The organism is Balneolales bacterium ANBcel1 (assembly GCA_029688905.1).
In the GTDB taxonomy this organism is placed as follows: Bacteria; Bacteroidota; Rhodothermia; order Balneolales; family Natronogracilivirgulaceae; genus SLLW01.
The window spans coordinates 443,009-466,092 of sequence record JARULB010000001.1 but is presented as its reverse complement, the minus strand read 5'-3'; the positions used below and the strand labels follow the sequence as shown (position 1 = coordinate 466,092).

Genomic DNA, 23,084 nt, shown 5'->3' with positions numbered 1-23,084 from the left:
GCAGGCGGGTTATCTGCAGGTTGCGGTTATCTGACCAGCGTCATTTTTCCGGTGTGCTGTTCTTCAGCGGCGCCTTCTACTCCCGAAACGGTGAGCTGCATGATGTAAACACCGCTGGCAAGGCCGGAGGCGTCCCAGTTGACGGAATGCGTCCCTGCGCTGCGTATTTCGTCGGTCAGCAGCGCCACCCTTTGCCCGAGAATGTCGTACACCTCAAGCTGGACTTCGCTGCTTTCCGAAAGCTCGTAAGAGATTGTCGTGGAAGGGTTGAACGGGTTCGGATAGTTTTGGTGCAGTGCGATCTGATTGGGCTGCGGGCCGGGGTCGGCGGAAGTCGGTTCCGAAAACAGCGCCTCAATGTGCAGATCCTCTTCCGGGAGAAGGGTGATGAGGGTGTCGGTGACCGGGGATAACTCGCCGTTGATCACCCATCCCTCAAACAGCATCCCGTCCCGGGGGCTCGCGGCAACCTCTATGGGGATGCCGTCAAAATAGATACCGGCCCATTCCTCCGGATCATCGGCAATTCCCGGGATATCGCCGGCAACCGGAATGCTGTTTACGATGATATGGCCATGACCGCTATCCAAATTCTCCAGGCGCAGCACGTGCATATCCGGAATATCGAAATGTTCCCTGAGGTGATCCCGGAGGTAGGCGGGACGTTGGCAGGCGTAACGATACATCTCCTGGACGTATCCTTCCCATGCATGGACACTCTCGGGAAGGCTCCATCGATGGATATGTTCGCCGATGAGGCCGGCTACGGGGGATTTCAGACTGTCTATGACCTGCTCCACACGTTCGCAGCGGAATGCGGTATTGAGATGATCCGCAATCCGGTTGATGAAATCTCCGACGAACTGCTCGTTCTCCATCAGATTCAAAAAAAGCTCGGTGGGCCAGGTTTCCTCCCGGATGACGGGCTGCATCATCCAGGCGATCATGTCGAACTCCGGACCGGTAGCATGCCCCAGCGAACGGTCCACGTCGAACATCAGCCAGCGCCAGCGTCCGTCGTGCCCGGGATCCGCATCGGGGTCATAGGCCACGCGTGACCTCCAGAAGTCGATGTTGTTGTGGGGCCAGTCATTGTTTCCGAAATAGATCTGTGCACTGTAATAATCGAGCAGGTTATCCAGGTCGATCATGGTCGAGAGCTTCGCCATCGCCTCGTCATCACCCAAATCGGCGGATCGCACAAAATCCAGCATCTGAACATAGTGGAGCGAGTCACCTTCCTTGACCTGCCAGTCTCTTGTCAGCAGATCGATATTCTCCGGATCGATCCCGTAAACCCGCTCCAGGTAGTGTTTGTCGTAGCGTTCGCGGATGTTGTGTATTCCCCAGTATTCCCCGTTCAGGAAAAGCACGGCCGGCTGGTATGCCTGGGTATCCATGTTGAAGTGCCTGACCAGCGACTGGGCCGCGGCGTCCATGAACATATCCTCGCCCCAGGTATTGCCCGCATTGCGAAGAATCAGCCGGTTGAAGACGCTGTCTTCCAGGTCGGGGAAGAAGCGATGACGGAAACGGTTGTCGCCATATTCGTTACGCGCATAGAGCCGGAGGCTTTTCTGGGCCAGTTCGCGGGAAAAGCCGCCGTGTATCCGGATTCCGATATCCTGGTGAAGGACACGCTCCCCGGTTTCATCGAAGTACTCCATAGTCGCTTCGCGCTCCCATGCGCTTCCGCGCTGAAACTCATTGCCCGTACCGCCCCCCGAGCGGTGAATGCCCGGGATGTAGATGCCCGTACGGTAGTCGAACAGATTCAGGCTGTCGGTGGTGATGGAGATTACCGGCACCTCATAACGGTCCGCGCCCTCACTCATCACAAAGTAGGTTCGCTTGTCATAAACCGGCAGGTGGTTTTCCCTGAGGGTGACGGTTCTGATTATGGTAGCCTTGGCAACGGGACCGTCGGGCTCGTGCCATTGCCGCCAGTCGAACGTTCTGGCACTGGTGCGAATGGTGGAAAAAACATTGGCTTCGCCGGATCGGTCGTGGACGGTCAGCGGACCGTCAAAAACCGGTGAGTTGCTGGTTGGGCGGGAGCCGTCCAGTGTAAAATGGATAGTGCTGTTTGTGTCCCTGGGGACCACCTCCAGCTGAAAATCTTCTGTGTAGAATCCGGCTTCGTGGGAGAAGAGTGCGGGTTCGGTGATGCCTTCGAAGGCAGGGGTTTCGTTGCTGCGTCCGGGGGTGGGCAGATTGAAAAAGAACCAGTCCCCGTAGCCGTCGGGCACTCTGCCGGCCGAAATATCGGTCGGGATTCTCCGAGCCTCGAAATGATCCAGCAACCCTTCGACCGGGTGGGAAAGCATGATATCCTCCCCATCCTGCGCGATTCTGAAATTGGTGTGCAGGGGTTCGCCCGGAGTCGCACGGTCCTTGCCGGAAGCCCAAACAAGCAGGTATTCTCCCGGGTGGATGACGGTGTCCGGGAACATCCACTGAAATCGTTTGGAGGGGTCGTCGGTGAGGCCGACATAGTGCAGGGAGAGAGGTTCCTCCCCGTCGTAGTACAGTTCGATCCAGTCGGAGCTGTCGCCGTCTTCATCCTCAATGGAAGAACCGTTGGAGGCCATGATCTCATTGAGGAAAAGCGGTGGGGATTCGGTCTGCCGATTTTTTTCGGGGTGATTCGGCCCGTTCGGAGGTATCGTATCGGACGCGAACGTGGCTGCAGAGCTGCCGATCAGAAAAAGAACGGGAAATACAATGGCGGGTACAGAATAAGTCATAACAAATTGCCGATGAACTACACGAAATTTCAGTGAGTGTCACAGGCGGGTGATGATGTTTGATTCGGGTTTGGCCGGTTATGATTGGACGTTTTTTGGTGGATGGATGATGTTGCAAAGCGCGCGGGTGAGCTCCTTTCGTGAGTACCGTGCGATGGCATGCTCATCCGGGCTAAACGAAGGGTTCCTTCCCGGGTTTTGTTTTTCCTGCTGCAGTGTGCGGATCCATTGCCCGGGCCCGTCCGCATCGTCATAATCGAAGGTTTTCCCGATCCGGCAATCCCGGATGATCGAGGCGGTATCGCCGTCCACCGGACCGATGGCCAGGACGGGTTTGCCTGCCGCGAGATAATCGTACAGTTTTCCGGGAATCAGAATCCGGCTGTCATCCGATCGCTGCACCACTACCACATTCAGGTCGGCGTGCTGCATCAGTGCCGTGGCTTCCCTGTGCGGAACATGAGGGAGGATGGCGACCCGGTCATCCAGCCCGAGATCGGCGATCTGCCTTTCAAGCTCGGCATGTACCGGTCCGATAAATTCCATCCGGTATGGGGTTGCGGGCAGTTGTGCGAGCGCCTCCAGCAGGCGGGAAGGAACGGATGATTCCGATATGGTGCCGACATGCCGTATCACAAACGGATCCGCGACGGTCTGTTTATCGGACGCGGCGGACGCGGCGGACGCGGCGGATGCGGCGGATGCGGCGGAGTCCTGGCGGACAGGCCGGGGTGCACCTTTTTCAGCGGGAGCGTCCGCAAAGTCATCGGGATCAAAACCATTGGTGATGGTGTGATAGGTACGGCTCACTTTCTGCTGAAAATAGCGGGCAGTGCCTGGAGCGGTCACGGTTACTTCATCCGCGCTGTTTAAGACGGAGCGTTCCAGCCGTTCGTCCCGGCTTCGGATCCAGGCGGTTCTTGGCAGCATCCGGTTATAGTGAATGTCGGTCCATGGATCCCGGAAATCGGCGATCCAGCGAACCCCGGCCTTCCGGCGAAGCCATTTTCCTGCAAAATGGGTGGAGTGGGGCGGCCCCGTGGTGATGACAGTAGTGATGTCGTATTCTTTTACAAGCCGGAGCGCCCGGCGCTTGGCGAAGGGAAGCCATCCGAGCCGGGCATCGGGAACGAACACATTGGCCCGGATCCAGCGTACCAGCCTGGAGGCCGGTCCGAGTTTGCCGGAGCCGAGTACGGTGGATGGATTGGCCGCTTTCTCCGGTGTGGTGCCGGTGAACAGGCTGTAGATCCGGAAAGGCTCAATCGACCGGGCCCGGAAGACCGCAACATCCTCCGGAATATCGTCGGCCAAAGTGTGATCCGTGATCGGATAGGTCGGGTTGGCGCAGGTGAGGACGATCGGGTTGACGCCGAATTCCCGGAAGTATTTCACGAATTTCAAAAAACGCTGAACACCTGCTCCCCCGCTGGGCGGCCAGTAGTATGTGATAATCAGTACGTCGGGGGACGTCTCCTGTTTTTGTGGATGGGTAGGTGGTGATATGTCCTTGGCCGGGGTCATGATTTCCGGTACCAAAGGCCGAGTGCGGCGACACCGATCAGCAGAATAGCGATGTTGAAGACCCAGGAGAGGCGGCTTCCCAGGATGTGGGAGCGGGGCTCGAAGCGAAGCTCAAGCTCATGCTGCCCCGGCGGGATTTCAAATCCGCGCAGGATGTAGTTGGTGCGACGAATTGTGACAGGCTCATCGTTCAGCGTTGCATACCACCCGGCCGGGTAGTAGATCTCGCTCATCACCAGAAACGACGGGGCATCGGTTTCGACGTGCAGCCGGATCTGCCGCGGACCGTATTCGGTTACCTCGGCGCTTCGGTTATCGATAGGGGTGATGTCGGGGACGGCATCCGCGCCGGAGCGGCCATCGGCCAGAAGTATGGCAGTAGAGGAGGCGTCAAAGCGATTGAGTTGCGCCATCACATCCTCCGGCCGGTCTTCGGTGAGCAGCTCATCGACGAACCAGGCTTTGGGCAGGGCGTTCCGGTTCTCCATGACCACCCCCTCACGTCCTTCGTATGCGACCTCCCAGCCCGGCAGGGAGATGGGGTTGGAGAAGATCAGGAAGCGGGTGTTGAGCATGTTGAGCAGCTCGGTGTTCAGTCCGGCCTGACCAGTATACAGGGCGTGGTCCAGCACATCCTGATAAATGCTCAGTTTCGCCCCCGAATAGCCGCCGATGGAGGGATAGACAAAAGCCGCCGGTACGGCGTTGTTGAACGGATTGTCGGAGAGCGGGAGTGTCCGCCACGGCCAGGCCTGATCCACTTGCTTGTTCTCCTCAATGAACCGGTCCACGGAACGCACCTTGTTGTTGATTACGTCATAGGCCGACATGTCGGAAGGGACGAGGCCGCTTTTGTCGGCATATCGGCCGCCGACCTGCACCAGGTCAACGGCTGTGAGTAGTACGAGACCTGCAAGCGCATAGTTGGCCGGCAGGTTGAAACGCGCGGTGGCGGCAAGCAGCCCGGATGCCAGCACGAGGTACAGCAGCAGGCGCCGGCTGTCGGAGGCCGCCATCTCCCGGCGTTCGGGCTTGATTTCCTGGTCGATGTAGCGGTTGACAAACTGGCGGACCTGGGGATCGTCCGGGGAGACATTTTGCTGTGAGGCGACCTGCTGTGCCAGCTGGCGGTGCTCGCCCGGTTTTTCGAAATTGAGGATGGTTCCGGAAAAAGCGGTAAAGAAGAGTGCGATGACCAGGGCCGTCCCTGCGGGCAGATAGAGCTGTTTGAGGGTAAGAGAGCCGTCTTTCCAGGAGTCGTGAAACCATTTCATGCCCATGGCGGCTATGACGGCAAAGCTGAAGACCGTCACAATCAGCCACATTTCCGGGGTGCGAAATTTGTCGAAAAAGGGCAGGTATTGAAACGCCAGATAGTTAAAGCGGTACAGGTTCTCGCCGAGAGAGAAAAGCAGCGCGAGGCCTCCGGAGCCCAGAAAAACATATTTGAGTCGTCCGGGAGCTCTCATCAGTCCAACCAGAAACATCAGAAAGACGATGGCGCCGAGGTAATGCGGACCGCTGGTAAACGATTTTGGTCCCCAGTACGTGCCTTCCGCCGAGGATCCTCCGTAACTTGCCGGTATGATGAGGGTAAGCAACTCGCCCCGGCCCTGCGACCAGGCGAAAGCATAGTCGACATCGAGACCGTCACGGCCAGCCATCTCGCTTCGCATCTCCGAACCGCCCCGGATGCTGTGCGCGGAATACTCGTACAGGCTCCAGTACGGCTGGATGTTGGCGGCCAGGGCGAGCAGGCCTCCGAGTACCATCAGGGAAGCGCGACGAAGCCAGGCCGGCCAGACCTGCTCTTTCCATGCAGTGAATCCGTCGTATACAAACCAGATGAGCAGGACAAACAGGAAATAGTACAGCACCTGGACATGTTCCGCACGCAGCGTGAAATTGAGCGCGATGGCAAAGAGGAAGAGCCCGGCCAGTTTTCGGTCACTTCGTGACAGCATCCAGTAACCGGCCATCACCCATGGAATAAAGGAATAGGCGATCAGTTTGGAGTTGTGGCCTGCCCCCACAATGATGGGGATGTAGGTTGTCAGCGTAATCGCCAGGGCGGCGAGTGCCGAGGGCAGCGGCCGGTACCCCATCAGCCAGAAAAAGAAATAGACCCCTCCGGCACAGATCATAAACGGGAAAACGGGGATGAACAGGGAGTTGAAGGTCCGTCTGAGCAGGGTGTCGATGTGATAGACCGCCTTGGTGCCGATGACGGTGTAGGAGGGCATTCCGCTGAAGATATTGGTGGCCCAAAGGGCGTTTTCGCCGGTTTCCTCGCGGTACTCGATAACGGACTGGGCCGTGGCGCGGAACTGTTCGATATCGTGGGCGACGAACTGCCGGCCGCCGAAATAGACTTCGCTGAACAGGAACGAGGGTGCGATGAACAGAAACAGCAGCACAATCAGGTGCCGGTATTTCAGGGGGAGCGATTCCCAGTAATCGTGGATGCTTTCGGCAGGTTTCAGATTTCTGCGTGATCGGCGGGAGGCTTTTTTATCCGGCTTTGGCTCGCGACTTTTCTGGGTCATTTGAGGCTGAGGTGGGTTGGAGGGATCTGCGTGAATTGGAAACAGGGAGAAGGGTTGATGGCTGAAGGCGCCGATGCGGCAGCTTGCATCCAACGGGCACCACCTTTAAGGCACCGAACAGGTGGGTCAGATGGCTGCACCGTCAGCAGCGGACAAGCCTCTCGGCTTCGTGCGAACAATTCTCAATCGATCACCTTGGGTACACGAAAGTGGTCCGTGTCGGCATCGGGTGCATTTTTGAGTGCCAGTTCGTGATCCAGGGGCGGCAGAGCCCGGTCGGGCCGGAAGCCGGTTTTTTCGTCTGTGACGTGTTCCAGCGGGGGAACATCGGAGGAGTCGATTTTGCCCAGGTGATCCATATACCCCAGAATATCGTTCATGTCCTTCAACAGGGAACGGGCTTCAGAATCTGAAAGCTGAAGTCGGGCAAGATTTGCCATATATTTAACATCATCCAGAGAAACAGACATATTGATAATTTTTTTTTTGTTTATTGATTACAGAATTCGAAGTTACAAAAAGTGCAGGCAAAGTGTAACTTTGAGCGCATCCCCGGGGATGCAGAAACAATAACACGGCAAGGCAGAATGTAATAAATGATAAAAAAAACGGTAACGGTGAAAAATCCGGCGGGTATACACGCACGTCCGGCATCGGTCATAGTTCAGGAAATTACCCGGTTCAAGTCGGATTTTCACATACATATGTATGGATATCGTATTAACGGCAAAAGTATTTTGGGGTTACTGACACTCGCGGCAGAGCAGGGTGCCGAACTGGAACTGGAGATGGACGGCCCCGATGAAGAGCAGGCGATGGAGGCGATGGTTACCTTGTTTAACAATGGCTTCAAGGTTGAAGAATAGAAACCGTGAACCGCAAAGCGGACGCTATGGAAGATCAACGATCTTATGAATCCAACGAAAAAATAAACGGGCTTACGGCAGTTTCGGGTCTGGTGATGGGAGTTGCCAGGCTCTATTCCAAGGGGAATATTAATATTGACGCCGAGCCGATTGAGGAGGATCAGAAGCCCGAAGAAATTCGCAAGTTTGAACAGGCCAGACAGAGCGTTTCGGTCGAGGTGAAACGCCTCACGGATTTTGCGGATTCGCGGGAGGATCAGCAGACCAGGGACATCCTCAATGCGCAACTTCAGATTTTACAGGATCCCGACCTGATCACTTCTGTCAACGGTCTGATAGATAACCAGAATATGAGGGCCGAAAAAGCGGTCTATGACTCTTTTCAGCAATACATCGACCTGATCAAGTCATCTGACAAATCGTTTCTGGTTTCACGCCTCTCGGATTTGCGGGATGTCCGCGACCGGCTGGTGCGCAATATTCAGCAGCTTGCCGTTATCGCCAGCTTCGGAAAGGATACGGTGATGGTAACGGCGGAAGTGACGCCGCTGGAAGTGGTGACCTTCGCCCGGAACGGAGTGAAAGGGATTATCTGCAATGCAGGCGGACTCACATCGCATGCCTCGATTATCGCCAACGCCATGGGCATCCCCATGCTCATTGATACGAAAACGGCAACCCGACAGATCCGGGACGGCGACACGGTTATTCTCGATGGATATAACAAAAATGCCATCCTGAGGCCGGATGAGGAGACGGCCGGCCTCTACATCCGGGCGATCAAGCGTCACAAGGAGGAGGAAAAGCAGCTTCGGCACGTTGTCGACAAGCCGGCGGAAACCCTATGTGGACATAAAGTGACCCTGCAGGCCAATATCGATTTCGAAGATGAGGTGCTGAATATCGAGAAGTACCGGGCCGAAGGAATCGGACTGCTTCGCACCGACACACTGCTGATGAACGCAGGACCCGTTACCATGGACCGGAAGCGGCAGGAAGAGTTTTGCCAGACCGCCTATTCGGGCAGCGGCTCGTCGCCGGTTACCATTCGCCTGCTGGATGTGGGTGGAGACAAGGTTCTTGATATCAAGACCAGGGAGGCCAATCCTTTTCTGGGTTGGCGTGGAATTCGTATTCTGCTGGATCGCAAAGAGCTGCTGCGGAGTCAGCTGGAGGCTATCTGCCGGGTGGCCGGACAGTATCCGGGTCGGACGCGTATTCTTGTGCCCATGATTTCGACACTGGATGAGTTTCTCGAAGTGAAACACGTTCTGGACGAAACCCAGGAGCGGGTGCAGAAGAAGGGAGTGCCTGTCGACAATCACATACAGCTCGGGGTGATGGTGGAGGTTCCGAGTGTGGCGCTGCTTGCCGATCTGTTCGCCCAACACGCCGATTTTCTGAGCATCGGTACCAACGACCTGACCCAGTATACGCTTGCTGTTGACCGTGGAAACAACCTTATTTCCTCGCTTTACCAGCCGCTTCATCCGGCGGTGCTTACCTTCATTGCCATGAGCGTGGAAGCCGGAACTAAACACGACAAGCCAGTGGCTGTATGCGGTGAGCTTTCTTCGGATCCGTTTGCTGCGCTTGTGCTTATCGGACTTGGTGTGAATGAGCTGAGTATGACTCCACGGCTGATTCCTTCGGTTAAGCAGGCCGTTCGATTGCATTCAATGGATGAGATGAAGGAGCTGGCGAAGGCCATGCAGAACGCGTCCACGTTGGAGCAATCCCGGCAGCTTAAGGCGGATTGGAAGAAAAGCTACCAGCAAAAACTCAAGAAAGAACGAACCCGGCCGGGATCCTGATTCTGACCGAAAAAACTCAGTTACTAACCAGTAAAAAACGTTTATAATAAAACTCTATAAAATAGAGCATATAAGAACAAATCTATTTAACTGCAGTTCGGGGTCAGACGCTATAAATGAGCAAAAACGGTAAAAAAGCTAAATTATTAATACAACTAATCGTATTTGCATTAAATAATTAATTATTAGAATATTTCAAGTAAATATTTTTAACACCGGTATTGGAAAGTATGTCTGTTAGTTGGTATCTTTTGCATTCATAATACACCCAAAACAACGGTAGAGACATGATTGAGAAAAAATTCACCCCAAAAAGAACGATATGCAAAGTCACGTTCCGGGTTCCGGAAGACTGGGCAGGCAAAGAGGTTTCGGTAGTTGGAGATTTTAACGAATGGGACACCGAAGCCAACAAGCTTGAAGCCAAAAACGGCTCATGGGAAACAACCCTGAGACTGACTCCGGGCACCGAGTACCGATTCCGCTATCTGCTGGACGGTGAGCGTTGGGCCAATGACGACTCGGCAGACGGATACGCGTCCAATCCTTACGGAACCGAAGACTCCCTGCTGGTTATTGGAAACTGACGGTAACCGAAAATCCGGCAAAAGCAGTACGACAAAGGCCTCATTATTGAGGCCTTTTTTGTATAATGGAGGTGTTGACACAAAGCACGCGACGGCATTGTTTGATATCTCCTCCTATATTAAATGGCTGCAGACAGGCAGGCTTGGCCGAAGATTTTGGTATTTCCGAAGCCTGGAATCGACCAACCGGTATGTCCAGGATCTGGCCGGTTATCGCCTGACCGACGGTCTCGTCTGCCTGACTGAACATCAGACTGCCGGAAAAGGCCAGTTCGGCCGAACCTGGGACCATTCCGACGGGCAGGACCTCGCCTTTACCCTGGTCCTGAAACCCCGGTCCAATATTCCCATTCAGTTGGTTACACTCACCGCGATGCTGGTATTGAGTAAAACCTGCGAGAGTGTGACCGGCTGCAAGGCCGAAATCAAATGGCCGAATGACCTCCTGATTACCGGAAAGAAAGTCGCCGGCATGTTGACAGAGTGCCGGTTTAACGGACGGAATCTGGATCGGGTGGCAATGGGACTCGGCATTAATGTCAATCGAACGACTTTTTCTGGAGAACTGAACAGCAAGGCGACATCGCTCAGGCTTCAGGCGGGAGGCGGGACAATTGACAGGTCTCTGCTGCTGGCTGCATTTTTCAACCGTCTGGAACCGTATCTGTCAGCGGCACTGGACGGCGATCGTGATCTTCTGCGAGCCATAAACCGGAATATTCGGGGATATGGTCAGTGGGTATCCGTCCATGTGGATGGCGTTCGTGAGCAGACTCCGGTCAAGGTGCTTGGCATCAATGAATTCGGATACCTGCTTGTGCTTACGGCCAATGATGATGTCAAAACCTACACCCATCAGCAGGTGCGTTTTGAAACCGGTTCTTCAGCAGAGTAATCTCGTGTAATGCATATCGAAGCCCATATTTCTCAACATGTTCATGAGTTTCTCGAACGCATCGGCTTTGCAGGCGAAGAGAAGCTGGTTGTGGGTGTGAGCGGTGGACCCGATTCCATGGCTCTGCTTCATGTGCTGGCCCGGTCATACGGTCGATCACTGGTTGCAGCCCATGTCAATTACGGAAAGCGAGGCGCCGAGTCGGATAGCGACCAGCACCTGGTTGCGGAAAGTTGCCGCCAATGGAACGTCCCTCTGGAGATTAAGGATGTGCGGGTTCACGACATCGGCGAACGGATAACGGCGGAAGCTCACAAGTCCGAAGAATATCAGGTGGAGGAGTCTAAGCAATGCGAGGCACCGGCCGGAAATTTTCAGGATTATGCCCGCAGGGTCAGACGGACTTTTTTTCTTGATGTGATGAAACGGCATTCTGCCGCTGCGGTTGCCATGGCCCACCACAGCGACGATCAGATGGAGACCGTTTTTCAAAAGATTCTTCGGGGGTCCGCTCCGGAACACTGGGCCGGGATGCGTGGATATGATCCCCCCTGGCTTCGACCGCTGCTTGGGTTTTCGAGGAGCGATCTGTTGGCCTATGCGGAGCATCACCGCGTTCCCTATCGAATTGATCGCACCAACCTGACTTCGGATTATGCCCGCAATCTGCTGCGGAATCGTGTGTTCCCCGAGCTGGAAAACCATTTTCCAGGGTGGAGGTCCAATCTGGAACGTATTGCCGGATTCGGATCGCTGCACCGGGAAATGCTGGATTACCTCCTGTCCGGTGTGGTTTGCGGCGGGAACGCCGGCGGAGGGGCAGATTCCGGGAGTGCGCACTACAGATCCATGCGCCTGAATCGTAAGCAATGGTTTGCCCTGCCGGAACCGCTTCGTCTGCCGGTTGCGCGTCACTGGGTCCGGGAAGCTGCCGGCTTCACAGGGTGGAGCCATGGCCTGGTAGACCGTCTGTCCGACCTGGGACAGATTCAGACCGGGGCCCGAATTTCTGTCACAGAACGGCTGCACATTATCCGCGACAGGGACTGCTTTGTTCTAGTGGAACCGGAAGTGATAGTCCCCAAGGCGGATGAAGCTGCCGGCCGATTTTCCGGTACAGCCGAGGGCAGCACACTTCAACGAGCCGGTCGCAGGACGGATGCGGAGACTTCCACTGCTTCCGGTTCCGAATCCGCTCAAGAGGCCGTTCAAAAGGAGAATGCCGGATATGAACTGCGTTCGCGGGAGCTTGTCCAACAGCCGCTCACTATCTGCGGATGTGTTATATCCGCCGGCCGCTATCGTCCGGATCACCATGCCTTCAGGCTGCAGTTGCGGCTGGATTCACTTCCGGAAACACTCATTCTGCGGCGATGGAGGGCAGGTGACCGGCTGCAGCCGCTTGGAATGAACGGCAGTCAGTTGATCTCCGACCATCTTGTCAATCGCAAGATCCCATCCACCCAAAAAAACGAAACTTTGGTCCTGGTTTCTTTTGATGAAACAGTTCATGCCGTTATATTCCCACAATCCCTGAAAAGTGGTGAAGTGGGTACCATAGCAGAGCACGCCCGGTGTCACACTGAGGGAGAACATGTCCTCTTAATCCAAAAACAGGATCATCCTTCATGAGTTTTTATGAACCGGAAACCGTTGTCTGCAACGGATCGCTATTTCGACTTTTTATCAGCAAGGAGCAAATAGACAAACGGATTGCCGAACTGGGCGAAGAAATCAACAGGGATTACAAGGATAAGAAGCCGATTTTTATCGGAATTCTGAACGGCGCATTTATTTTTCTTGCCGATTTGATGAGGCATGTAAGTGTTCCCTGCGAGGTCGACTTTTTCAAGCTGAGCAGCTACGGCGATGAAAAAGTTTCATCGGGCCATGTCACCGAGAGAAAAGATCTGGATGCCGATGTCGAAGGCCGCCATATCGTCTTGATTGAGGATATTGTGGATACCGGACTCTCCATGAAGTATATGGTGGATCGCATCCTTGAGAAGAATCCGGCATCGGTCAAGGTGATGACCCTCCTGCACAAACCCGACGCGACCCGCCACTATGTGGATGTGGAGTATGTCGGGTTTCAGATTCCCACTCTTTTTGTTCTGGGTTATGGGATGGATTACGCCCAGGAAGGCCGAAACCTGGCTCAAATTTACGTGATTGATGAAGAAGCCGGAGAAGAGAACGGGTAGGCACCTTTCCGGATTGGGATTGCATTAACGGTAAAACAGACCCGGATGGAGTATCCGGGCCTGTCATACCACTGAATGTGCGGCCGTTACCGATCCGACGCCAACCACGCCGCTTGTTGCCTGCACATGACTTGCTTCAAAAACCGAACACCGAATGCGGGATTTTTCCCGCTTTTGGAGCGCAAAACTGCAAAACTACTCCTTCCGGTTTCCCAATGCCTGAGCCTGAACAACGGTTCTCTGTTAGTTGCACACGTCATCGTCGATGATTTCAGTATGCTCCACTGAGATTCCTGACATGTTTATGGTACTTGTGTACTGATCGTCATCATAATTGATGCTGAAAGTGTAATCTTCACCACTCTCTACACCTGCGACCAGTGCGGATCCGCCGATCAGCTCGTTATTGTCTTCATCAAAATTCCATGTGGGACGGGTCGTTCTCCATGAGCCGCTACCGTCGGCTTTCCGGAAGGAGACACTGGAGCCGGGTATGTCGGTGACCCGGAGCTTGTCACCTGCGTTTCGGCACTGCAAGGTCACGTTTACATTGGCATCGATAAGGTTCGCGGGCGGGGGCGGGAGCGTGATGTTGATCGAGCTGTTGTCGCACGGATTGAACGTCCCGATTACAGTGCCTCCGGGAAGTTCGGCCGTATACGTATACGTCCCGCAAGGTATTCGTGGTACGGTATGACTTGAATTACCTGCCGGTATCGTGACATCGCGATTAAATCCGGTACGGCGCAGGTTCACCAAAATGCTGCCGGTATTACCATTTCGGTTTATGCCGACTTGCATAGTGGTGGGAATAGATGCAGCGGTAACAACTATAAGCATATTGCCTAAAGGAGTAATGCCTGTTGGACCACTGAACCCACTGAATATGATCCGAGGGACCGAGATTGGCAACCCCGCGGATTCATATCCGGGCTGCTTGTTAGCCTTTTGTTTGCCGGCAGCCTCACCGATAGTAATGGTTTCATATCCGGCTATCTCGTTCTGCTCATTGAGCACTGCAATGATCAGTTCATCACCAGCCCTAAGGGGTTCTCCAGATCCAGGATGTTCGAAATTATCGTCAATCGTTAACTCTAAAAGTGCACCTCCATCATCTCCGGACAACGTGGCCGCTTCCCGGTTGTTCTGGTCTCGCATTGATAAAGTAACAAGCCCGGCACTAACCAGAATATCCCCGTTCAAAGTGAGATTATCTATCGGAAGAGCATTAAGCGCATCCGGATCATCCGGACTGAAATAGGTCAGCTCGGTGCTGATCTGCCCGGTAAGCGGATTGCCGGATGCATCCGCAATCACGGTGCCTTCGGATACAGAAAATCTGGCAGCATATGCTTCATCCGGATTATCCGAACTTTGCACACCGATAGGTGTGCTTACAGAACCCTGGGCATCCGAAACACCAGAGTTGTCAACGGCTGAATATACTCCGGAAACCTCGGCATCCCTTCTCATGACCCGAATTACATTGGAGCCGAAGCCGGTTTCATTAATGGTCACCGTACGGGTAGTTGTGAGATAGTTCGGGTTGCGAAGCACCAGGGTGACAACGGCCGGATCGTCATCGGTCGGACTCAGGTCATTGGATAGGTTCAGGTTGAGGATGCCGCTCCTTACTCTCGCGCTGCTGACAGGATCACTGTACATGTCGATCACGTCATCGGCATTGGGTCCGGTGAACTGGATTTCCAGCTCCTCGGTGATAAGTTGGCCGGTGGAGCTGTCCAGAAGAAGGATGGAGTTGGTGGTTTCGATCGCATCGAGCTGAACGATGACTCCAAAATCGTCGAAGGCATCATTCAGATCGCTCAGATCGCAGGAAACTAAAAACATTGCAGCCAATACGGCGGTAAAAAAAGTTTTTTTTGTAGAACGTTTCATATATGTGCAATTGGTCAGGATGGATGAATGAGGTGTTCAGATGGGGGCATAGATCGGGGGTGGTGTTCAATTGATCCGGTAGGTGAACCCGGTTCTCAGGATTGGATAGAAATTGAAAGCACTCAGACCGTTTTGAATATTGCGGTCCTGCCGGGCAGTTGCTGAGATCAGCCCTTCTCCTTCCATACGAAAACGGGGAGAGCCCGCGTAGAGGACCCCCAGGTCAAAATTGAAAGTCAGGCGGCTGCCGGGGGACAGCGGATTGCCGAAACCGAGTCCGGCATAGGGCATGATTTTGGAACCGTAATCGACCTTGGCCGCGAGGCTGCCCATTCTTTCAGGCTGAAAGACCTTGTTGTTCAATTCGTAGGCCTCATTCGGGGTGGCGAATCCATCCACAGAAAAATCCATATAGTACAGACCGGCAGACAGCTTGAAAATTCGGCCTGTAGGAAAGTAGTCGAATACCAGAGAGCCGGAAGCCGTACTTCCATCGACGGAATAGTCGAGATTGGGCTCATCGTCCTCATACGTGCCGTTTGTTGAGTAGGAGAACATGGATACATTCACCCTGGCATTCAGATTCCGGATAACTGTACCGGAGGCATCCAGGCCGATTCCGGCCGTACCCGCATGCACACCAACGGCAAACTTTCTATCCACTGCATGGGAACTGTCTGCGCTAAGTATGATGCCTGTAAACAGGATTGTCGCTGTGAACAGAACACACCTGTATTTATTAAGATAGTTTTCTTTCATAACCTGACTTTTTTAAGTATCGTTATCTGATGGCTTTTTTTGGGATGAAAAACCAGCAGCAGTGACATGAATCAGTTCGGAAAAGCTGCCAACCTTGATGTGATACAGCATTTGAGTGTCTATGTTGAATAAATGCCGCACCTTGCGCACAAGTATTGTTATTTATTAAGTTACATGACATCCCTATTTATGGGTATTTTTTATGGATTGGTTATATGACAGTATTGATGGCATCAAACAGCACCGTTTTTCCGTGGGTGATCCGGAAATGGAACGGAAGGAAACGGAGGAACGGATAAAAAGCTTCTTTCCGGTCGGTAATCAGTTTGTGTTTGCGGTGAATTATGATGAATGCCGGATACCATATATCTCGGACGGTATTTCAGAGATGCTGGGATATGATGTCGATGAAGTGGATGACCTCTCTTTTTTCTATGATATTACGCATCCTGATGACCTTGAAGCGGTCAAGGCGCTTACGATCCGGTTTCTGAGTGTTTTTTGCGGTAATATCCGTCTCGAGCCCCTGAAACATGTTTTTCATATCGTCTACCGGCTGCGGAGACAGGACGGGCGGTACATTCGTGTTCAGTTGCAGACGGGGATGCTGACCCACGACGCCAACCATGCCATTGTTTCGTCTTTTGGAATTTTTACCGATGTGAGTTTGCTTCACGGATCCGATGAGGTCCGGGCTTATATGACCGGGCCCGGTATCCCGAACTTCAATTTTTCTAATGGCCCGATCCCATCCGGAGCCCATTTCACCAGGAGGGAGAGAGAGATTGTCGCACTTATGGGTGAAGGGTTGAGCAGTGAAGCGATCGCAAAAAAACTGTTTATTTCCATTCAGACGGTCAATACCCATCGGAAGAACATCCTCCACAAGGCCGGGGTGAAGAACAGCGCCGGACTAATGGCCTATTTCTTCCGGCATGGCTTCTGAGTATGAGGGGCAGGGTGCCAGGAAGAGAGTGAACGGGTTCGTTGCGGCGGAGCATCCGGGGAAAACCGGATGCGAGAAACCTTTTGTTGGCCGATGACGTATGAAAGCGTTGGCATGTGAAAGCAACTGGAACAGGATCAGCCATTTGCAAGACCGAATTTGATTGATTAAGTGAACAATTGCTGAATACGAAAAAAAAGTGGATTATACGCCAGTAATAGAGAAAATCGCGGCCGTCCCCGGAGTGGGGCAATACCTTACGGCCATATGACTAACGGTAATAATTGACCAATGGATTTCAATCTCTGGATGTTTGTGACCATTGCCGTAATTGTGTGGGGGATTGTGGAAATAGTCCAATCCCGCACCAAGGCAAAAACGATAGAACGCGCTGAATCCGGGCACAGGGCCACGGAAGTGTTGCAGGAAAAAGTAGCGTTGCTGGAACGCAGAATCGGCAATCTGGAGGCTGTGGTCTCCGATGACCGATACACGGACCGGTCGACGGATTCAGCTGAAAACAAAAGTGACAATCGTCAGTCTGAACAACAGGCTGGAAAACTGTCGAATAACCTGAGGTGAACCGACAGGCAACTTTGAGGATTTGTAAGGGTGGCGGCTTGCCGCACCATGCCGGGCCTGGTTACGCGTCTCGGAGGAGTTGAATCTGGCGGCACAGCCATAGACTTAGAAGCATACTTCGCTGTTCGTTTACCCACCTCGAAAGAGATGAACCGGTAGTGGCTCAAGCGGCTATGGAAGTTTCTCCCCGGCGGTTACAGCGGGCAGAATATCTTTCCCGAAGGCATTGAAATCCGGTTGTGAATGCCGTATCTTTACCCACTCCAAAAAGTCATTTCGCAGAATAGTTCTGGAACAACGGAGAGATGGCTGAGTGGTCGAAAGCGGCACCCTGCTAAGGTGTTGAGCCCTTCACGGGGCTCCGTGGGTTCGAATCCCACTCTCTCCGCGAAAAGCGGGGCATCATTTTCGATATGGTGTCCCGCTTTTTTCTTTTCCAGGCAAATCCACAAGTTGAAAATCCATGAGTTCATCCAAAAGGATCGTTTCCAAGTTCGGGGGCAGCTCCATGGCCGATGCCGAAGCCATGCACCGAAGTGCCGCCATCGTAGCCAAACAAAACAGTTCCGTGGTTGTGGTCTCAGCTACATACGGAACCACCAACCTGCTGGTGGAAGCCGCCGAAAAATCTGGCGGGGGCGATTTTTCTGTCATTCGCCCGATCATTGATCAGATTGTTGAGAAACACAATGCCATAGCCGCCGACCTGAAGATTTCAAACGAAGCCCGAAAAGATCTGGAAGCCTTGTACGAGGAACTGGGAACGTTGCTGGAGCTGCTGGTCAGCAAAAGCCGGGCGGCCGGGGAGATGCTTCCGGGTTCGGGATCCGACCCATCCAGGAAACCCTATTCCGATGAGGAGTCGGGCGATAACCCGGATCGTGAGAAAATTCTCGAACTGCAGGATTCGCTTTTCGGCATCGGTGAGCGGATGTCGAGCCGACTGTTTACGGAGTGCCTGAGCTCTATTGGTGTCACTGCCGGCTATTTTGACGCGGCTACCATCCTGCGTACCGATAACAGGTTTTCACGGGCGACTCCCGACTTCAGCGCGATTGAACCACTTGCCGGCGCCCACCTCGAACCGCTTATTGCCGGTGATGAGCGGCCGACGATCGTTACGCAAGGCTTTATCGGAAGCACCGAATCGGGTATCCGAACGACGCTCGGACGCGGAGGAAGCGACTACAGCGCAGCGATTTTCGCCTGGGCTCTGAATGCAGACGTATTGGAAATATGGACCGATGTGGGGGGAGTGGCGACCACCGATCCGCGTATCGCACCCAATGCAAAACCCATCAGTGAGCTTAGTTTTCAGGAAGCAGCCGAGATGGCTACCTTCGGCGCCAAGATTCTCCATCCGTCCACCCTGATCCCCGCCATTTGGCGCGACATTCCCGTCTATGTGGGGAGCAGCATCAACCCCGACGAAGGCGGTACGTGGATCTACCGCAATGTGGGGCAGGCGCCTCTCATTCGCGCGCTCACGATACGCCGGAAACAAAGCCTTTTGACAATCACCACCCCCGACATGCTCAATACCTATGGGTTCCTTTACCGGGTATTCAAGGTTTTCAACGATCACAAGGTCAGTGTCGACAGTATCACCACCAGTGAAATCAGTGTGGCCATGACCGTTGACGACGCCACCCTGGACGATCGCAAGATGCTGGGTGATCTCGAGAAGCTGGGCCAGCTGAATATCGAGAAGAGTTTTGAGCTGGTTTCGGTCATCGGAAACAACATCAATCACACCGCCGGACTGGCCCGCGTAGTGTTCAAGGCACTTTCGGATATGAATGTGAGGATGATCGGACAGGGTGCCAGCAAGCACAATTTCTGTTTTCTGGTGGATGAGGGCAGCGGCGAGGTGGCCGTCAAGCGCCTGCATGCCGCGCTTATTGAAAGCGGGGATTTTGTGTAGGCGGGTTTCATAGTTATTTGTAATAGTGTACCGCTTAAGATTGCAGCCTCACGTGCGATAACAGTAGTATTGTCAGGGGGCGTATCGGCCGGGTGTTCCATTGGATCGGTTTGTAAAGCGGGCGGTTAGAGGCAAAGTTGCATACGGCAAGGTCTCCCCTTTGATATCCAACCCGGTATGCCAAAACACTTATTACAAAGTTGCTATGAAAACAAAAACGAGTTGGAACAAGACGGACACGTGGACTATCAAGACCCGTATGCTGGTCATGACTATGGGTTTGCTGGTATTCACCGGTGCCATTTATATCATTGTGGCGGGATATGTGGGAGGGCGAAGTGCCACCAATATGGTTACCTATACCCTGGAGGCCAAAGCACAGGCCATGGAATCACAGCTTCAGTTGCGATTTGGCCGGCTTGCCCAGGCGGAGGGACGCCTGGTTGATCAGGAAGGCAATCGGGTAGCCGGCAGAAATGATGTCATCGATGATATATCCCGGATGCTGAACATGGATGCCACGGTATTTGAGCGTGACGGAGAAAATTTTACAAGAATCGCAACCAGTATCCGCGAAAACGGGCAGCGCGCAGTCGGAACCCGGCTGGATCCGTCAGGTGAAGCGCATGCTGCAGTTATGCAGCGGTCCACATTCATCGGACGGGCGCACATACTCGGCGAGCGCTACCTGACCATCTACAAACCGGTGGTTGGTGAGCGAAATGAAGTGATCGGTGTGCTGTTTGCAGGAATACCGATGACCGAAGCCGCCAGTGCCAGAAGGAGCCTGGTCGGATTTCTCACGCTCATAATGATTGTAGTTATTTCAGTAGGAGCGGCGGGAGCGTGGTATTTCAGCAACGGCATCAACCAGGTGTTGAATCGGATTATAGACGGGTTGAGAAGCGGGGCCGATCAGGTGAACGCTTCCTCGAATGAGCTGTCGGGATCCAGCCAGGAGCTGTCCGAACGCGCCAATGAGCAGGCCGCGGGAATCGAAGAGACGACTTCATCACTGGAGGAGATGTCTTCACAGACCAATCAGACGGCGGAAAATGCGAGCCTTGCCGAGCGCGCCGTCCGCAATGTGGATCCGCTCATAGCCAGCGGAGTGGATGCAATGCAGAGGATGAACCAGGCGATGCAGGAAATCCACAGCTCTTCCGATGAAACCTCAAAAATTATCAAAACCATCGATGATATCGCTTTCCAGACCAATCTGCTGGCGTTGAACGCGGCCGTTGAGGCGGCCAGGGCGGGAGAAGCCGGGAAAGGATTTGCCGTGGTAGCCGAGGAGGTGCGCAGCCTGGCGCAACGCAGCGCCGAAGCGGCAAGAACCACCTCGGATCTGATCCAAAAATCACAGAGCAGTACCGAAAGCGGCACGAAAGTAGCCACCGAGGTTTCGGAAAACCTGGACAAGATCAAGAACAGTATTTCGGATGTGAGCACGCTGGTGGTGGAAATTTCGGCGGCCTCCAAAGAACAAGCCACGGGAATCAGCGAACTGAACATGGTGATGAATGAAATGGACAAGGTGGTCCAGCAAAACGCGTCCAGTTCGGAAGAGTCGGCCAGCACGGCCCAGGAGCTCTCTTCCCAGGCTCAGGAGCTGAACCATATGATCACGGACCTGCTGGTACTTGTCGGTCGCAGCCAGGATGAGAATAAGGCCTCGACCACTCGCGATCGCGGGCCCGCCATATCAAAATTCCAGGGCAACGGTAACGGAAGAAGCAGCACGGCTTTGCGTCGCGGCGCTATTCCTGCCGGTGCCGGGGTCACCAATGGCAACGGTAACGGCAACGGCCATACCGCAAAATCAGGGCACAAACGTTCGCATTCCGGCAACGGTCATTCCGAATATGCCCATTCCGGCAACGGCAAATCAAAAAACGGGAAGCCGGAGAACATCATCCCGTTTGATGATGACGATCTGGACGATTTTTAGGCAAGAGGCACACGCACCGGAAGCAGTCCATGTAACCTGTAACCGGACCAGGCCGGCGAAAATCTGCGCCATAAAGACACATGCGGCTTCGATTCTAGCCCTGCAGTTATCCGTTTTTCAATGATAACCGGATAGATTCAGTTCACATCGTCGTTCACCGAACAGCCGGTTGGTTATCCGTTTTCATTGATAACTGGATCGGATTGAGAAAGAGGGATATATTGTGCCGGTTATCACCATGAAATCGATACGACATAACCGCAAGGGAGTTGATAATGGGCACTGAGAAAAGTACACCGGATACACCGAATGTGAAGCCCCGGCTTCAGAGCAGCATTATGATGGCGAAGCGCAAGCGTATTGTGCTGATTGCCCACGATAACCGAAAGGCCCAGATGCTGGAATGGGCCCGCTGGAACAAGAAGCTGCTGGGCCGGCACCAGTTGTTCGGGACCGGTACCACCGGCGGCATCATATCCAAAGAGTTGGGGCTGGATGTGCATCTGTTCAAAAGCGGTCCGCTGGGAGGTGACCAGCAGGTGGGTTCAAGGATTTCCGACGGAGAAATCGACCTGATGATTTTTTTCTGGGATCCCATGTCGGCCCAGCCTCACGATGTTGATGTGAAGGCGCTGCTCAGACTTGCAGTGGTCTATAATATCCCGGTGGCCAATAACCGCTCATCTGCCGACTTTATGATATCTTCCCCGCTGCTTCAGGAGGAGTATGAGCGGAAGATCGATGACTACGCTGCGGTTTTGATCGATCCATAAACGGTTCCGGGTCGATCGGCTCTTCAAGAACCACCGCCGTTTCCAGCGGCCTGACATGGACCCGGTCGCCGGGATGGAAATTGACCCGGTTGTCGGTGTGAACCAGGCATTCTCGCGCCTTGATGCGCACCCGGTAGGTGATATCGTGACCCTTGAAGTCTTTTGTGATCACTTCGCCCAGGTGGTTGTCGCGATTGCGATCCGGCTTTTCGATGGTTAGGTGTTCCGGGCGTATGGAGAGGGTCACTCTTCCGCTGGCCGGCTGATCGAGGTTGACCCTGCCGAACTCGGTGAGCGCCGTGGCTCCGATGGCATCCGCGCTGATAAGATTGGTCGTTCCCAGAAACTGGGCCACGAAACGGGTACGCGGCCGGTAATAGACCTCTTCCGGGGTACCGATCTGTTCGATCCGGCCTTCGTTCATTACGGCGATTCGATCGGCGAAAGAGAGCGCCTCTTCCTGGTCATGGGTCACCAGCAGCGCACTCATTCCGGCTTTCTTGAGCAATGCGCGAACTTCATCGCGCGTGGATTGCCGCAGAACGGCGTCCAGATTGGAAAAAGGTTCATCCAGCAGTATCAGTTCGGGTGTCGGAGCAATGGCCCGGGCCAGTGCCACCCGTTGCTGCTGGCCTCCGGATAGCTCAAAGGGACTCCTGTCGCGGAATTCGCGCAGGCCCATCATGCATAGTATCTCCAGCGCCCGCTCTTCACGGTGTTTGCGGGGCACGTTCTTGAGTCCGAACATCACATTCCTTATTACAGGAAGGTGAGGAAAGAGCGCGTAATCCTGAAAAACGAATCCGATCCCCCGCTCTTCCGGTTCCACGAAAGTGGATCCGCCGACAAGGGTGCGGTTGTTCAGTATCACCTCTCCGCGATCCGGACGTTCGAAACCGGCAATCATGCGAAGTGTTGTGGTTTTACCGCATCCGCTCGGACCAAGAAGCGCAAAGATCTCGTGACGATTCGCCGAAAAAGAGACATCGTTGACCACGTTTTCCTGCGCGGTAAAGGCCTTGGTGAGTCCGCTTGTCTGGAGCAGTGTGTTCATGGATGAAATGGTA

18 protein-coding genes and 1 tRNA gene are annotated in these 23,084 nt (G+C 54.0%); 12 read left to right on the top strand and 7 right to left on the bottom strand.

Annotated elements, in window-relative coordinates:
• Positions 1 to 26: 26 nt before the first annotated feature.
• The 4 genes from QA596_01825 to gatC form a co-directional block, all read right to left on the bottom strand.
• Positions 27 to 2,747: a CotH kinase family protein gene (locus QA596_01825; protein ID MDG5766186.1), complete on the bottom strand. Its 2,721-nt coding sequence runs from the start codon at positions 2,745 to 2,747 to the stop codon at positions 27 to 29.
• A 78-nt stretch (positions 2,748 to 2,825) separates the two neighbouring features.
• Positions 2,826 to 4,271 carry a glycosyltransferase family 4 protein gene (locus tag QA596_01820; GenBank protein MDG5766185.1) on the bottom strand — a complete coding sequence of 482 codons (1,446 nt, stop codon included), beginning with the start codon at positions 4,269 to 4,271 and terminating at the stop codon, positions 2,826 to 2,828.
• Positions 4,268 to 6,817, bottom strand: a complete 2,550-nt coding sequence (locus QA596_01815; protein MDG5766184.1) for a YfhO family protein — start codon at positions 6,815 to 6,817, stop codon at positions 4,268 to 4,270. Before QA596_01815 ends, QA596_01820 begins: the two co-directional genes overlap by 4 nt.
• Before the next feature lie 182 nt (positions 6,818 to 6,999).
• Complete coding sequence (gene gatC / locus QA596_01810) at positions 7,000 to 7,287, bottom strand: Asp-tRNA(Asn)/Glu-tRNA(Gln) amidotransferase subunit GatC (GenBank protein MDG5766183.1); 288 nt, start codon at positions 7,285 to 7,287, stop codon at positions 7,000 to 7,002.
• Positions 7,288 to 7,413: 126 nt separating this feature from the next.
• Between gatC and QA596_01805 the strand changes: the two genes are divergently transcribed.
• The 6 genes from QA596_01805 (at position 7,414) to hpt (ending at position 13,183) form a co-directional block, all read left to right on the top strand.
• The gene (locus tag QA596_01805) at positions 7,414 to 7,683 is read left to right on the top strand and encodes an HPr family phosphocarrier protein (GenBank protein ID MDG5766182.1); all 270 of its coding nucleotides are present in this window, start codon (positions 7,414 to 7,416) and stop codon (positions 7,681 to 7,683) included.
• 26 nt (positions 7,684 to 7,709) lie between these two features.
• Positions 7,710 to 9,497, top strand: a complete 1,788-nt coding sequence (ptsP, locus tag QA596_01800; protein ID MDG5766181.1) for a phosphoenolpyruvate--protein phosphotransferase — start codon at positions 7,710 to 7,712, stop codon at positions 9,495 to 9,497.
• A gap of 287 nt (positions 9,498 to 9,784) precedes the next feature.
• The gene (locus QA596_01795; protein MDG5766180.1) at positions 9,785 to 10,084 is read left to right on the top strand and encodes an isoamylase early set domain-containing protein; all 300 of its coding nucleotides are present in this window, start codon (positions 9,785 to 9,787) and stop codon (positions 10,082 to 10,084) included.
• Positions 10,085 to 10,181: 97 nt separating this feature from the next.
• Positions 10,182 to 10,979, top strand: a complete 798-nt coding sequence (locus tag QA596_01790; protein MDG5766179.1) for a biotin--[acetyl-CoA-carboxylase] ligase — start codon at positions 10,182 to 10,184, stop codon at positions 10,977 to 10,979.
• 9 nt (positions 10,980 to 10,988) lie between these two features.
• The gene (tilS, locus tag QA596_01785; GenBank protein MDG5766178.1) at positions 10,989 to 12,611 is read left to right on the top strand and encodes a tRNA lysidine(34) synthetase TilS; all 1,623 of its coding nucleotides are present in this window, start codon (positions 10,989 to 10,991) and stop codon (positions 12,609 to 12,611) included.
• On the top strand, positions 12,608 to 13,183 hold the full coding sequence (hpt, locus tag QA596_01780) for a hypoxanthine phosphoribosyltransferase (protein ID MDG5766177.1): 576 nt from the start codon (positions 12,608 to 12,610) through the stop codon (positions 13,181 to 13,183). Before tilS ends, hpt begins: the two co-directional genes overlap by 4 nt.
• 243 nt (positions 13,184 to 13,426) lie before the next feature.
• Here hpt and QA596_01775 read toward each other — a convergent pair whose 3' ends face one another.
• Entirely contained in the window at positions 13,427 to 15,034 is a 1,608-nt protein-coding gene (locus QA596_01775) for a hypothetical protein (protein MDG5766176.1), read from the bottom strand.
• Positions 15,035 to 15,148: 114 nt separating this feature from the next.
• Positions 15,149 to 15,745: a hypothetical protein gene (locus QA596_01770; GenBank protein ID MDG5766175.1), complete on the bottom strand. Its 597-nt coding sequence runs from the start codon at positions 15,743 to 15,745 to the stop codon at positions 15,149 to 15,151.
• Between the two features lie 298 nt (positions 15,746 to 16,043).
• Between QA596_01770 and QA596_01765 the strand changes: the two genes are divergently transcribed.
• The 6 genes from QA596_01765 (at position 16,044) to QA596_01740 (ending at position 22,017) form a co-directional block, all read left to right on the top strand.
• On the top strand, positions 16,044 to 16,787 hold the full coding sequence (locus tag QA596_01765) for a LuxR C-terminal-related transcriptional regulator (protein MDG5766174.1): 744 nt from the start codon (positions 16,044 to 16,046) through the stop codon (positions 16,785 to 16,787).
• Between the two features lie 291 nt (positions 16,788 to 17,078).
• On the top strand, positions 17,079 to 17,369 hold the full coding sequence (locus QA596_01760; protein ID MDG5766173.1) for a hypothetical protein: 291 nt from the start codon (positions 17,079 to 17,081) through the stop codon (positions 17,367 to 17,369).
• A 299-nt stretch (positions 17,370 to 17,668) separates the two neighbouring features.
• Positions 17,669 to 17,757: transfer RNA gene (locus tag QA596_01755), tRNA-Ser, on the top strand.
• Positions 17,758 to 17,832: 75 nt separating this feature from the next.
• On the top strand, positions 17,833 to 19,293 hold the full coding sequence (gene lysC / locus QA596_01750) for a lysine-sensitive aspartokinase 3 (protein MDG5766172.1): 1,461 nt from the start codon (positions 17,833 to 17,835) through the stop codon (positions 19,291 to 19,293).
• A 205-nt stretch (positions 19,294 to 19,498) separates the two neighbouring features.
• Positions 19,499 to 21,244, top strand: coding sequence for a methyl-accepting chemotaxis protein (locus tag QA596_01745; protein ID MDG5766171.1), 1,746 nt, complete (start codon positions 19,499 to 19,501; stop codon positions 21,242 to 21,244).
• A 275-nt stretch (positions 21,245 to 21,519) separates the two neighbouring features.
• Positions 21,520 to 22,017, top strand: a complete 498-nt coding sequence (locus QA596_01740) for a methylglyoxal synthase (GenBank protein ID MDG5766170.1) — start codon at positions 21,520 to 21,522, stop codon at positions 22,015 to 22,017.
• Here QA596_01740 and QA596_01735 read toward each other — a convergent pair.
• A complete protein-coding gene (locus QA596_01735; GenBank protein MDG5766169.1) occupies positions 21,938 to 23,071 on the bottom strand; it encodes an ABC transporter ATP-binding protein in 1,134 nt (377 codons plus the stop codon). The two genes, QA596_01740 and QA596_01735, sit on opposite strands and share 80 nt — an antisense overlap.
• Positions 23,072 to 23,084 lie beyond the last annotated feature (13 nt).